The organism is Mucilaginibacter defluvii, assembly GCF_039543225.1.
Taxonomy (GTDB): Bacteria; Bacteroidota; Bacteroidia; order Sphingobacteriales; family Sphingobacteriaceae; genus Mucilaginibacter; species Mucilaginibacter defluvii.
Map to the genome: position 1 here is coordinate 643,168 of NZ_BAABJI010000001.1, position 13,218 is coordinate 656,385.

Below are 13,218 nucleotides of genomic sequence, written 5' to 3' on the forward strand. Positions count from 1 at the left end.
TTTTAAACATGACCCAGATATATTTAATTGACAAAAGCACATTTCAGCAATATCAGGACATATCGGTAAACATTAAACCCGAACGGCTCAATGCCTTCATTAAAAAAGCACAGGATTTGGATCTGAAACCCTTGTTGGGGAGAAATCTTTTCAACAGTTTGATGAGCCATTTTGACGAAGCCGGGATATTGAAGCCGGAGACTCCCCAGCATTATAAAGATCTTCTAAACGGTGCCGAATATCTGGATGATAAAGGAAATATTGTGCTGTATGAAGGTATCATCCCGGCATTGGTATATTTTACATTCGCCCGTTTTATTGAGAACGATGCCGTGCATTATACACCAACAGGCCCGGTGATCAAAAATCAGGACGTGGGGCAGGCGTTGGCTACATCCGAGATCATGAAGCTGGTGCAGCAGCAGCGTAGCATAGCTAACGCTTATGCTAATGACATCGAGCGTTTTCTGGATGACCATAAGGAGCACTTTGCGCAGTGGCAGATGAGTAACAAAAGCCGCATAGCAAGGCAACCAGGTCCACGTATCCGCGCAGTTGACAGAACCCGCTACAATTACCCACTTACCGGTTCAACGCCTGAATTATACTATCCGATAACTGAATTTTTAAACTAATGGCGACTGATAAAAAAATAAGTGAGCTGCCTGTGGTATCGGCGCTTACGGCAGACGATGTATCAGTTATTGTAAAGGATGGAGCTGATTATCAATATAATCTTGAACAGTTGCTTGGCTTTGTAAGCAGCAATATATATGCAGGGGCGAATGTAAGTTTTGGTACAACGTTGCCTCAAAATAACCTTGGTAAAAACGGTGATGTGTTTGTTGATGCGCTTTCCGGGGCTATGTATCAGAAAGTGAATGCTGTATGGCTGAGCACCTATATCCCGGTACCAAATAGTGCAACCGGTAACACCACTATATATGCTTCGGGAATACCGGCTGGAGCAATTGGCGCTGATGGGGATAGCTATGTAAATATCGATACAGGCATTTTTTACAAAAAAAGTAGTGGTGTCTGGCTTCAGGTTTTTTCTATGGCGAGCGGTCCGCAAGGCCCCCGAGGAAACAGCATGCTGAGCGGCACGGCAAATCCGGTTAACAGCATGGGCTTAAACGGCGACTTTTATTTTAATACTACTACGCTTACTGTGTTTGGTCCCAAATCAGCGGGTATTTGGCCTGCAGGCGTAAGCATAAAAGGCGAAGGGGCAAACGCGTTGCTTTATGGTAACTCCAATCCATCAAACAGTTTGGGTAAAAACGGCGACTTCTTTTTAAATGCAACCAGTTACACTTTGTATGGGCCTAAAGCGGATAATGATTGGCCGCAGGGCGTATCGTTAATATACCAACCTGCTGAGGCTATAACCGTAAATATCCCGGAAGGATCATCTATTCCATTTGTAATTGCTTACGCCGCTGAGTTCGGTGACTTTGGAAACGATCCGGTAGTGACTGTCGATTTGATTGCATCAAACAATATTCGCCGATCGGTGAATGATGTGATGATAGAGAAACGCTACTCAGCCGGAAGTTTAAATACAATCCATGTATACGGTCATGACAGTGGCGACGGATCAACCACCATAGATAATTTAATAATCACCATAAAATAAACTTATGAAGAAAATACATTTAATAACGTGGTGCTTAAGCTTTTTTGTGGGTTTAAGTTATGCGCAAAACACCACGACGCTGCCTCAGGGCACCATACAAACCACGCCACAGTTCCGTATTAAAAATCCTGCTGATAGTATGCGGCAGACCTGGGTAACTTTTCCATTTTACGGAGCAAACAGATTTTACTCAGCTACTGAAACCAATAAATTATTGCAGGGATTGAAAAATGATACAATTGCGTTTTTCGGTGTAGACGCCACCAAGTTCGGTTTAAAAGCGGATAGCTTGCCTGGTAGTGCAAATGCAAACGTTAAGGCATTTAACAAAGCAGCAGCTTATGCAAAAGCGAAAAAGTTAAGGTTGATTCTACCTGCCGGTACCATTTATGTAGATAGTACCCTTAATGCAACCGGCTTAAGGGCGGTAATCGGAGGGGGGAGTAATATTACCATGATCAAAATAGCACCAGGTACAGATGTTAGCCGTTTCCCTGAAAACCGAGGAGTTTTGAAGGTTGAGGGTACCGCGTCCTTGCTTTCATCGGTAAGTTCCCCGGTAAAAAAGGGTGATACATCGGTTATTCTGCCGATTAACGTAAACTTAAAAAGAGGGGATATTGTCAGGCTAATTGATACGGTGAATTCGTCCTTCAACCTTTGGCGGACTTATTATAAGGAAGGTGAATATTTTATTGTCAGAAATGACGTGGTAAACGCTAAGGAGATCATTGTAGATCATCCGGTCAATGGTAATTATACAACAATTGCTGGTACTAAATTGTATCAGGTCAAGATGCAACAATGTGATTTGAAAGGGTTTTCGTTGTACGCTATACCCTACACTGCTTCAACAATGAATGGTATATGGTTAAATTACGTTTTCCGCTCTGCTGTTGAAGATGTCGCTGTTTATAACGCTGCGAGAGCGAATATATCCGTAAATCAGTGTCTGGCTTTAAAATTCGATCATATTTTTTCATATAAGTTTGATGAAGAAACCAATTCGGCGAGCGAAACGAGTTACGGGTTAGCGTTTAATAGCGGCTGTCAGGATATGCAGTTGTTAAATTCAGACTTATTTGGATCTCGGCACGGTTTCGCCAGCGGCGGATCTTACGTAAACAGATTTATCTATATTAAGAATACCAAATCATCTTCGGCCAGAGAATTCGGTTTTAACATCCATGGTAATACCCAATTTGCGGTTATAGATGGCAATAATATGCCTACGGGAGCTTCAATAGGAGGAAAGGATATCACCTTTATTAATAACAATGTAGGCTGGAATATCGGAGATGTTGGTAATACAGTTAACTCGCCGGGTACTTCACTATACATAAATGAACCTTGCGGTACTTCTTTTAATATCTCTGGAAATACCTTTCGAGCTAAATACATAAATGCAGATAGTAAAGGTGTGGCTATGAGGGTTTACAAGCCTGTAGATACGTCAGCAGTGTTTTCTTTCGCTAACAATAGCATTTTGTTCGAAAACGCCGCTATGGCCGACAGTAGTGTTGCTTACGCTTTGTTTATAAGTTACAATTTGACCTACGGAAGTGGTAAGTGCTACGCTCAATTTAATATAAAAAATAATATATTCAAAACCACCGACCATATAAAGCGCGTATTAACTACTGTCAACGGTTCAGCAACCAGTAATAGCTATTTTAAAGACATTATTTATGAAGATAATACGACCTATGGTGTCGCTTTAACTGATAATTACGTCGACAATAAAATTTATACGGGGAATAAAATAAATGAGACGAGGTGGAATGGGTTGTCATCTAGGTTTGGAATACAGATATCAGTCTTTAATAACATTTTTAAAGATTATTGTTTATCATCGATTAATTCCGATGTTAATAGAAATGCATATCGATTAACAGACCTGTCTATCGTAAGACGCTCTAATAACTCAGGGTATACCAAAGGTAGCACTCTGGTCAAGACGTCCATTGAAAATGTAGATGATCTGCGGTCTGGGCCGGAAACATATCCTGCATCACAGCAAGATATATTAGTCAATGTAACCGCGGAAGGTGCATTTTCATACCCTTTTTTCAACCAAGGGATTCTTTCATCAGCCATAACACTGGATGTCAGTAAAGCTTCGAAGATAAGAAGTTATCAACTAAGTGGAAACGATGGCCAACTAAACCTCCGCGCTACAAATATGCCAAGCCAAGGCCCCACTATTTCTATGTGGGGAAGGGATTTTGCTAATCCTGGTTACGCTGGTAAAACAACTATCGACGTAGGTGGATATGATAACAGAGGCAGGTTATATTTTAGGCAAATGAATTCAAACGGTAATTACATTTACCCGTTTGAAATGGATTATGCTGGCAATTTTGGCATCGGAACGGTTACTAATTTCTTGGACACGAATCGCCTTGCGGACCGCTTTACAATTAAGGGTAATTCTGCCAATAACTACATTTTAAATTTACAAACAAACACAGGTAATCGGCTTTTTACTGTGGCAAATACCGGCGACTATCCGGTGATGCTGCAAAAAAATGCTGGTAGCCTTGTTGGTTATGCTTTGGGTAGGGCCAACAAAAATAGATTTACATTCGGGTTAACCGCGACCACAGAAAGCGGATCAAACGCTGGATCAAATTTTATTTTCTATGCTTGGGATGACGCAGGAACCACGCCGCAAACAGTATTCAGCGCTAATCGCGCTAATCAAATCGTTTCATTTAAAGAATCGCCGATATTCATAAATACACCTGTTGGCGTTGCTGGAAGTGATAGTTTACTCGTTAAGGACGACTCAAGCAATTCCTTACGTAGAATATCTGCTAACTTTTATGCAGTAGCCGCCAATCAACCGTATTTTATAAAGCTGACCGGTAGCGGTAGTAGCGCAGGAAACACGATCGTTATCCCGCATGGCTTAAGCGGCTTGTCGTCTAACAGCTCGCTATCCGTAACCCCTCGTAATAGTGCATCTCAAGGAATTGCGTATGCTTCGGTTGACGCAACGAATGTTACGGTAACATTTGTTTCACCACCGCCCGCAGGTACAAATAACCTATTGTTTGACATCCTGCTAAAGCCTTAATCTATGAAAATATACACTTTATGGCAGCGGCTCACAGCAGAGACGCCTGCCTTTTTTAAACGCGCGCAGCTTTTCGGGGCCGGCTTAATAAGCCTTGCGCTCTCCCTGTCCGACATCGGAACTTTTTCTGATCGTTTTATTACTATCCTCTCCTCGGTAGGGGCCACTATCGTTGCAATATCCCAGTTCGCGATAAAGCAGTACCTGGGTTCATCTAAAGAAAACGATAACCATGACTAACATCGAGCACAAAGAAATAAAAGGCATCACGCTGAAAAACCTTGTCGTCACAATCTTCAGTATGATCAGCATAGTGGTTTCAGTAATGGCAACATACTTCAAGCTTCAAATCGACATTAGTGAACTCAAGACTGAACAGCAGGCTCAATCGAGAATTAGCGAGATTAGGTTAAAGGTGCTTGAAGAACAGGTGGCATTGTTGCAACAACAAATGAAAGAAATAATAATAAGTAGAAATGAATATAGCCGGAATTTTAAATAAGATAGCAAATTTCATCAAAAACCTGTTTTCAAAGGTATCAGTGGAGATTAGGCAGGCTATTGAAATAGCCGTTATTGTAACAGAAAACCTGAAGACTTTCGTTGATTCGCCGGGTGCAGATGCTTTGACAGCCCTGATACCAGGCACGGTCGACGATAAACTCAAAAATTGGCTGCGACAGGTACTGCCCGCTATATTGGTCAAGTTAAATTTGGCTCAGCATAATGAGGAAAACGTGGTGGCAAAAGCAGTAGCCGAATTGAATGCCATGGATCAGCAAGTTAAGTGCGCTTACCTGCATAGCATATCGGTGCTTTGCGCCTGTGAGGTTTCAAAAAACAGGTTAAGCTGGAGCGATGGGGTTTATTTGTTGGAGTGGTATTATAAAAACAAATATCAGCGTAAATAACGTAGCTCTGTTTGGCGTGGGCTTTGCTTAGCTATGGCTATGAAAGTAGAAATTGAAGCAACCACAAAACAGTTTGATAAACTGCTGCAAATAATTGATAGCGAGCCCGAGCTTGAGTCCCTTAAGCAACAATTGATCAACGGTAAAGCCCTTGCCGACGATAGCCAGGTGGGTGAAGTGCCCCACGAGGGCGATAATGCCATTATTAAGCGTATGGAATAAAAACTTATGCTTAAAACAAATTATCCGGGTTAAACTGCACAGGCATACGCTCCAAGCCCCTCTGATTTATCAGAGGGGCTTTTTGTTGTTATGGGCTACAATTATTAATTTCGGAATACACGTATTTACCTGCTTATAACTATGGAATAAATAAATTATTGGTGCACCTTTGTTTGCAGGATTTTAACGCCGCATTCAATTTTTTTAAATGAGCCGGATGCTTTTGGCTTAAATATTTTACAGTTAGTGATTTAATGAATAAACAGCAATTAGCCGCCAGGATATGGGAATCAGCAAATCAAATGCGTTCCAAAATTGAGGCGAACGACTATAAGGATTATATACTCGGTTTTATTTTTTATAAATACCTTTCGGAGAATGAAGTAAAGTTTGCCCTCAGGGAAGGCTTTACAGCCGAAGATATCAAAGCGTTTTCGGAAGAGAACGAGGAGCCGGTAAATTTTATAAAAGAGAAGATAGGTTATTTTATAGCCTATAAGGATTTGTTTTCAACATGGATAGCAAAAGGGGCCGATTTTGAGGTGTCTGACGTGCGCGACGCGCTTTCGGCGTTCAGCCGTTTAATTCATCCCGGCTATAAAAAGTTGTTCGATGGTATTTTTGATACACTGCAAACCGGGCTCAGCAAATTGGGAGAAACGGCGCAACTGCAAACCAAAGCGATTAGCCAGCTAATACAGCTGATTAAAGATATACCTATGGATGGCCGGCAGGATTATGACGTGCTTGGCTTTGTATATGAGTATCTTATCGAAAAATTTGCGTCAAGCGCTGGCAAAAAGGCCGGTGAGTTTTACACGCCGCACGAGGTTTCTGTTTTAATGTCGGAGATAATTGCCCATCACCTTAAAAACCGCGAAACAATAGATATTTATGACCCTACAAGCGGCTCCGGATCATTACTTATAAACATTGGTAAAAGTGTGGCCAAGCACCTGGACGGGCAAAACAAAATTAAATATTACGCGCAGGAGCTCATGCAAAACACCTATAACCTTACCCGCATGAACCTCATTATGCGCGGCATAAGCATAGGCAACATTGTAACCCGCAACGCCGATACCCTTGAGGATGACTGGCCGTTTTTTGATGAGAGCGACCCGGTGCACTCCTACAAACCGCTGTACCTGGATGCCGTGGTTTCAAACCCGCCCTACTCGCAAAAGTGGGAGCCTGCCGATAAGGATGCCGACCCGCGCTACGCCCGGTTTGGCCTTGCGCCAAAATCAAAAGCTGATTTTGCATTTCTGCTGCATGATTTGTATCATTTAAAGCCCGACGGAATCCTGACCATTGTATTGCCGCATGGCGTACTGTTTAGAGGTGGCGAGGAAGGCACCATCCGCAAAAACCTGGTGGAGCAAAATCATATCGACGCGATTATAGGGCTGCCCGCCAATATATTTTTTGGCACGGGCATACCCACCATTATTATGGTGCTGAAGCAAAAACGCGAGGAAACGGATGTACTGATCGTCGATGCGTCAAGAGGTTTTGTTAAGGATGGCAAGAACAACAGGCTGCGCGCGTCAGACATTAAGCGTATTGCCGATGCCGTTATTGAGCGGCAGCACATACCCAAATACGCCGCGCTGGTGAGCCGCGGGCAGATACGCGAAAACGAGTACAACCTCAATATTCCGCGGTATGTTGACAGTGGCGAGCCCGCCGAAAGCTGGGATATTTACGCTACCATGTTTGGCGGTATACCGGTAAATGAAATTAACGCGCTATCTGTTTACTGGGATGCCCTGCCCGGCCTGCGTGAAAGTTTGTTTACCCATACTTCTGCCGAAATGGCCGAGCTGAAAACCGGCGATGTGGTTAACTGCATTGAAACCCATGCCGGTGTAAAGGCGTTTAACCAAGCCTTTACCGCAGCTTTTACCGGTTTTGACGAGTACCTGAAGGGTAGGCTGATAAACGGCATGATGACGCTGAGCATTGCCAAAGAAATAAACGTATTGAGCGCCGGTATTTTTAGCCGCCTGCAGCAGGTTGAACTGATTGATAAGTACGAGGCCTACCAGTTGCTGGATAACGCCTGGCAAAACATAGCTGCCGACCTGGAGATGCTGCAAACCGAAGGCTTTGCCGCCGCCAAACAGGTTGACGCCAACCTGGTAACCAAAAAGCTTAAGGGCAAGGATGCCGAGATACAGGAAGGCTGGAAGGGCCATATACTGCCATTTGAGCTGGTACAGCGCGAGCTTTTGGGCGATAAACTGCAAAGCCTGATTGCTAAGGAAAACCGCCTGGCCGAAATTACTGCCCTGTACGAAGAACTGCTTGACGGCCTGAGCGATGAGGTTAAGGACAGCGATATTACTAACGAAGCCAAGGACGCCTTTGTGGCGGCCGAAGTGATAAAGGCCGCCAGGGAGATTGCCGCCGAAATGAAAAAGGGAAGGCAATACCGCGATGATGACGATGAAACCAGGATATACCGGGTAAACGCGCTGCTAACCGAAGAGAAAACCCTGAAACGCGAAGCTAAGAACGAGGCCGATGCCCTGCACGCGCTTACCAAAAAAACCATTGAGGCATTAACTGATGAGCAGGCGCGCCGGTTGCTGGAGCGTAAGTGGATAAGCCCGCTGCTGGGCGCGCTGCAAAGCCTGCCGGCCAACAGCATTGCCGCCCTTACCCAAAAGGTGAATTACCTGGCCGGTAAATACAGCGTTACCCTGCAGCAGGTAAGCAACCAGTTACAGGCTACAGAGCAGGCGCTGGCCCAAATGATGGGCGAACTTACCGGCACCGAACATGATATGCAGGGACTTAACGAATGGCAGAAACTTTTAACCGGCAGCGCTGATGGCAACTAAAAAATTACCCGCCATTCGCTTTAAGGGGTTTGATGGGGAATGGGGAGAGAAAAGGTTGGGGGATATTGGCTCTGTGGCTATGAATAAACGGATTTTTAAACATCAAACTGATGATAAAGGAGAAATTCCATTTTATAAAATTGGTACTTTTGGAGATCGACCCGATGCGTTCATATCTAAGTCTCTATTCGATGTTTACAAAAGCAAATATCCTTATCCAGTTAAAGGAGATGTCCTTATTTCTGCCGCTGGAAGTATAGGCAAAACTGTTGAATACCTTGGAGCGGATGAATACTTTCAAGATTCAAATATCGTTTGGCTTAAACACGACAGAAATGCTGTACTAAATGAGTATTTGAAAAATTTTTATTCGGTAGTGAAATGGGACGGTTTGGAAGGGAGTACTATAAAAAGGCTTTATAATAGTAATATTTTAAGAACGATTATTTTGCTACCGGAACTTAGCGAACAAACCCAAATTGGCAATTACTTTAAGGAGTTGGATGGCTTGATTGGTTTGCAGGAGCAAAAGCTGGAAAAGGTAACCAACCTGAAAAAGGCCATGCTCGAAAAAATGTTTCCGAAAGCGGGCGCCGATGTTCCCGAAATTCGATTTAAAGGGTTTGCCGGGAAGTGGGAGAAAATGAGTTTAAGACAAACGGCTGAAAATTTTTACGGCGGAGGGACGCCAAGTACATCAAGCGCAAATTATTGGAATGGAAATATTCCGTGGATTCAATCATCAGATTTAGAAGAAAACGCCTTGCTTAATCTCTCTGTAAAGAAACATATTACAAAATTAGGTTTGAAGCATTCGGCTACAAAATTGATACCTGAAAACTCAATAACAATAGTTACACGTGTAGGCGTAGGAAAGCTATGTATAGTGCCGTTTAAATTTACTACCAGTCAGGATTTTTTTACGTTAAGCAACTTAAACGTAAATATGATATTTGGAGTTTTTGCGATAAGTAATGTAATTCAAAAAGATCTGCATGCAGTTCAAGGAACATCAATAAAAGGAATCACAAAAGATGAATTATTAAAGAAGGAAATTAAAGTCCCGTCAATTAAAGAACAACAAAAAATTGGCAAGTACTTCAAAAATCTGGATGATTTGATCAGCCAATCCAAGCAAAAAATAAAGCAGCTAAAAAACCTTAAGCAGGCCATGCTGCAAAAAATGTTTATCTAAACGCAACATCGCCCCAAACCCAATGATAGTTTATAACAACGAAGCCCTGTTTGAACAAGCGATGATTGAGCTGCTGGCTACCAAGGGCTGGGAGGCCGCCGTGCTTGATAACCCTACCGAAGAGGATTTGCTGAACAACTGGGCCACTATACTTTTTGAAAACAACCGCGAGGTTGACCGCCTCAATAATATCCCGCTCACCCCCGGCGAAATGCAGCAGATACTGGAGCAGATAACCGGCCTGCGCACCCCGCTAAAGCTCAACGGTTTTATAAATGGCAAAAGCGTAGCCATTACGCGCGATAACCCGGCCGACACCCTGCACTATGGCAGGGAGGTGAGCCTCAAGATATATGACAGGCTGGAGATTGCCGCCGGCCAAAGCCGCTACCAGATAGCGCGGCAGCCCCGCTACAAAAGCAAATCAAAAATACTCAACAACAGGCGCGGCGATCTGGCGCTGCTTATTAACGGTATGCCGGTTATCCACCTCGAACTCAAAAAATCGGGCATACATGTAACCCAGGCCAGTACCCAAATTGAAAAATACGCCTATGAGGGTGTGTTTTCGGGCCTGTTCGCGCTCATACAAATATTTGTGGCCATAACGCCCGATGAAACCCTGTACTTTGCCAACCCCGGTCCGGACGGTAAGTTCAACAAGGACTATTTTTTTCATTGGGCCGATTTTAATAACGAACCCGTGAACGATTGGCGGCAGATAGCTGGCTCGCTCATTTCCATACCTATGGCCCACCAGATGATCGGCCTGTATACCGTGGCCGATAATGCCGACGGTGTGCTCAAGGTAATGCGCAGCTACCAGTATTATGCCGCCAATGCCATAAGCGATAAAGTTGCCAGAACCGACTGGAAACGCCCCGACGTGCGCGGCGGCTACGTATGGCATACCACCGGCTCGGGCAAAACCATGACGAGTTTTAAATCGGCCCAGCTGATAGCCAACTCCAAGGATGCCGATAAGGTGGTATTCCTGATGGACAGGATTGAACTTGGCACGCAATCGCTGCGCGAGTACCGCGGCTTTGCCGATGACAACCAAACTGTGCAGGCTACTGAAGATACCTATGTGCTGGTAAAAAAGCTCAAAAGCAATGATCCGGCCGATACGCTGATCGTTACCTCGATACAAAAAATGAGCAATATAGGGGGCGATGAGGATGGCCTCAACAGCCATGACCTGGAGCAGATGCGCGCTAAACGCCTGGTAATTATTGTTGACGAGGCGCACCGCACCGTTTTTGGCGAAAATATGCTGCCAGCCATCCGCAGGGCGTTCCCCCGGGCGGTGTTCTTCGGTTTTACCGGCACACCCATACAGGATGAAAATCAGCGTAAAGAAGCCACCACCTCAACCATTTTTGGTAACGAGCTGCACCGCTACAGCCTGGCCGATGGCATACGCGACCGCAATGTGCTTGGTTTTGACCCCTACAAGGTGCTCACCTACCGCGATCGAGATATACGCAAGGCCGTTGCCCTGCAGGAGGCCAAAGCCGCAACCGAGGCCGAGGCCATTGCCGATGCTGCCAAAAGCGCCACCTACTACCGCTTTATGGATCAGAAAACAGTGCCCATGGCCGGTTATTATGATAATGCCGGGCAATACGTAAAAGGTATTGAGGATTACCTGAACAGCGCGCAGTATGAGCTCGCCGGGCACCGGCTGGCCGTAGTTACCGATATTAAAGAGGGATGGCTGCGGCTGAGCCATAACCATAAGTTTCATGCCATACTGGCCACCAGCAGCATTACCGAGGCTATTGAGTATTACCGGCTGTTAAAGGCTGAATTTCCGGAACTTAAAACCACCGCGCTGTTTGATCCGCATATTGATAATAATGCCGGGTTCGCTTTTAAAGAGGATGGACTGCTGGAGCTGATGGCCGACTATAACCAGCGCTACCAACAGGATTTTACCTTTGCTACGCACGGCAAGTTTAAAAAGGATATAGCCAACCGCCTGGCGCATAAAAAACCGTATGACCGTTTGGAGCGATCGCCCGAAAAACAGCTTGACCTGCTCATCGTGGTTGACCAAATGCTTACAGGGTTTGACTCTAAATGGGTAAATACGCTTTACCTCGATAAAGTGTTGCGGTACGAGAATATTATACAGGCATTTTCGCGTACAAACCGCCTGTTTGGGGCCGATAAGCCTTTTGGCGTAATAAAATATTACCGCATGCCGCATACCATGCATCAAAATATTGATAAGGCGGTAAAACTCTACTCGGGCGACAGGCCTTACGGCTTGTTTGTTGAACGGTTGGACAGGCAGCTGCAAAACATGAATTTTACCTACGGGCAAATTGCCGGTTTGTTTACCAACGCCGGTATACAAAACTTTGAAAAACTGCCCGATGCCGATAGCGTTCGCGGGCAGTTTGCCAAGCTGTTTAAAGCTTTTAACCAGTACCTGCAGGCCGCCAAAATACAGGGTTTTCAGTGGAGCAAAACACAATACACGTTTACCGACCGTAAGCCCCGCCTGGTAATTGATATGCAGTTTGATGAAAACGATTATAACAGTTTGCTGGCCCGTTACAAGGAGATGTTTACCATGCCCGCGGCGGGTAACGGCCAGCCGGGCATCCCTTTTGAAATTGAACCCTATATAGTGGAAATTGACACCGGTAAAATTGATGCCGATTACATGAACTCGCGTTTTGTAAAATACATACGCTCGTTAGAGCAGGCGGATATTACCGACGGGCAGCGCAAGATGATATTGGACGAGCTGCATAAGTCATTCGCCACCCTTACGCAGGAAGAGCAAAAGTATGCCAACATATTTTTGAATGATGTAATGAGCGGCAACGTGCGGCTAAAGGCTGGCAAAACATTTAAGGAGTATGTTACCGATTATTTGTATGAGGCTAAGTACGGTCAAATAATAAAGCTTACGGCCGTTTTAGGCGTGGATAAGGATATGTTGCAGCAAATAATGCAAACCAACGTAACTGAGCTCAACCTGAACGAATATGGCCGTTTTGATGAGCTCAAGCAAACTGTAGACCGCGAAAAAGCTAGGGCGTATTTTGAGAAATTAGCGGGCAGCCCCTTGCCTAATTTCAGCGTCAGTATAAAAATAGACCAGTTGCTTAAGGATTTTATCATGAAAGATGGTTTTGAATTGCCCGGGTAAAGTAAGTTTGACAATTACAAGGGACATTTTGCGGTTAATTGTGCATGATCCCTAAAAAAACCCAGGCATTTATATAGTAAAAAAGCCTCTCTGAATTTTCAGAGAGGCTTTCGTTCTTCCGTGATCCCGCTGGGAACACATATACTTTACTGAG

At 44.5% G+C, this 13,218-nt stretch carries 10 protein-coding genes; all 10 read left to right on the plus strand.

The window, feature by feature from the left end; all coding sequences use genetic code 11:
* Positions 1–8 precede the first annotated feature (8 nt).
* Positions 9–635 carry a DUF6712 family protein gene (locus ABD960_RS02875; protein WP_345329375.1) on the plus strand — a complete coding sequence of 209 codons (627 nt, stop codon included), beginning with the start codon at positions 9–11 and terminating at the stop codon, positions 633–635.
* Positions 635–1,639: a hypothetical protein gene (locus tag ABD960_RS02880; protein WP_345329376.1), complete on the plus strand. Its 1,005-nt coding sequence runs from the start codon at positions 635–637 to the stop codon at positions 1,637–1,639. The genes ABD960_RS02875 and ABD960_RS02880 overlap by 1 nt, the downstream gene beginning before the upstream one ends.
* A gap of 4 nt (positions 1,640–1,643) precedes the next feature.
* Positions 1,644–4,718, plus strand: coding sequence for a hypothetical protein (locus ABD960_RS02885; RefSeq protein ID WP_345329377.1), 3,075 nt, complete (start codon positions 1,644–1,646; stop codon positions 4,716–4,718).
* Between the two features lie 3 nt (positions 4,719–4,721).
* Positions 4,722–4,958, plus strand: coding sequence for a hypothetical protein (locus ABD960_RS02890; protein ID WP_345329378.1), 237 nt, complete (start codon positions 4,722–4,724; stop codon positions 4,956–4,958).
* Positions 4,951–5,220, plus strand: a complete 270-nt coding sequence (locus ABD960_RS02895; RefSeq protein WP_345329379.1) for a hypothetical protein — start codon at positions 4,951–4,953, stop codon at positions 5,218–5,220. Before ABD960_RS02890 ends, ABD960_RS02895 begins: the two co-directional genes overlap by 8 nt.
* Positions 5,195–5,629 carry a hypothetical protein gene (locus ABD960_RS02900; RefSeq protein ID WP_345329381.1) on the plus strand — a complete coding sequence of 145 codons (435 nt, stop codon included), beginning with the start codon at positions 5,195–5,197 and terminating at the stop codon, positions 5,627–5,629. The genes ABD960_RS02895 and ABD960_RS02900 overlap by 26 nt, the downstream gene beginning before the upstream one ends.
* Positions 5,630–5,668: 39 nt before the next feature.
* Positions 5,669–5,851: a hypothetical protein gene (locus ABD960_RS02905; protein WP_345329382.1), complete on the plus strand. Its 183-nt coding sequence runs from the start codon at positions 5,669–5,671 to the stop codon at positions 5,849–5,851.
* 254 nt (positions 5,852–6,105) lie between these two features.
* Positions 6,106–8,700 carry a type I restriction-modification system subunit M gene (locus ABD960_RS02910; protein WP_345329383.1) on the plus strand — a complete coding sequence of 865 codons (2,595 nt, stop codon included), beginning with the start codon at positions 6,106–6,108 and terminating at the stop codon, positions 8,698–8,700.
* Positions 8,690–9,895, plus strand: coding sequence for a restriction endonuclease subunit S (locus ABD960_RS02915; protein WP_345329384.1), 1,206 nt, complete (start codon positions 8,690–8,692; stop codon positions 9,893–9,895). The genes ABD960_RS02910 and ABD960_RS02915 overlap by 11 nt, the downstream gene beginning before the upstream one ends.
* 22 nt (positions 9,896–9,917) lie before the next feature.
* The gene (locus ABD960_RS02920; RefSeq protein WP_345329385.1) at positions 9,918–13,064 is read left to right on the plus strand and encodes a type I restriction endonuclease subunit R; all 3,147 of its coding nucleotides are present in this window, start codon (positions 9,918–9,920) and stop codon (positions 13,062–13,064) included.
* Positions 13,065–13,218: the final 154 nt, after the last annotated feature.

Excerpts from the sequence above, each read along its gene's own strand:
- ABD960_RS02875 (WP_345329375.1), top strand. The coding sequence starts at position 9 with ATGACCCAGATATATTTAATTGACAAAAGCACATTTCAGCAATATCAG.
- ABD960_RS02880 (WP_345329376.1), top strand. The coding sequence starts at position 635 with ATGGCGACTGATAAAAAAATAAGTGAGCTGCCTGTGGTATCGGCGCTT.
- ABD960_RS02885 (WP_345329377.1), top strand. The coding sequence starts at position 1,644 with ATGAAGAAAATACATTTAATAACGTGGTGCTTAAGCTTTTTTGTGGGT.
- ABD960_RS02890 (WP_345329378.1), top strand. The coding sequence starts at position 4,722 with ATGAAAATATACACTTTATGGCAGCGGCTCACAGCAGAGACGCCTGCC.
- ABD960_RS02895 (WP_345329379.1), top strand. The coding sequence starts at position 4,951 with ATGACTAACATCGAGCACAAAGAAATAAAAGGCATCACGCTGAAAAAC.
- ABD960_RS02900 (WP_345329381.1), top strand. The coding sequence starts at position 5,195 with ATGAATATAGCCGGAATTTTAAATAAGATAGCAAATTTCATCAAAAAC.
- ABD960_RS02905 (WP_345329382.1), top strand. The coding sequence starts at position 5,669 with ATGAAAGTAGAAATTGAAGCAACCACAAAACAGTTTGATAAACTGCTG.
- ABD960_RS02910 (WP_345329383.1), top strand. The coding sequence starts at position 6,106 with ATGAATAAACAGCAATTAGCCGCCAGGATATGGGAATCAGCAAATCAA.
- ABD960_RS02915 (WP_345329384.1), top strand. The coding sequence starts at position 8,690 with ATGGCAACTAAAAAATTACCCGCCATTCGCTTTAAGGGGTTTGATGGG.
- ABD960_RS02920 (WP_345329385.1), top strand. The coding sequence starts at position 9,918 with ATGATAGTTTATAACAACGAAGCCCTGTTTGAACAAGCGATGATTGAG.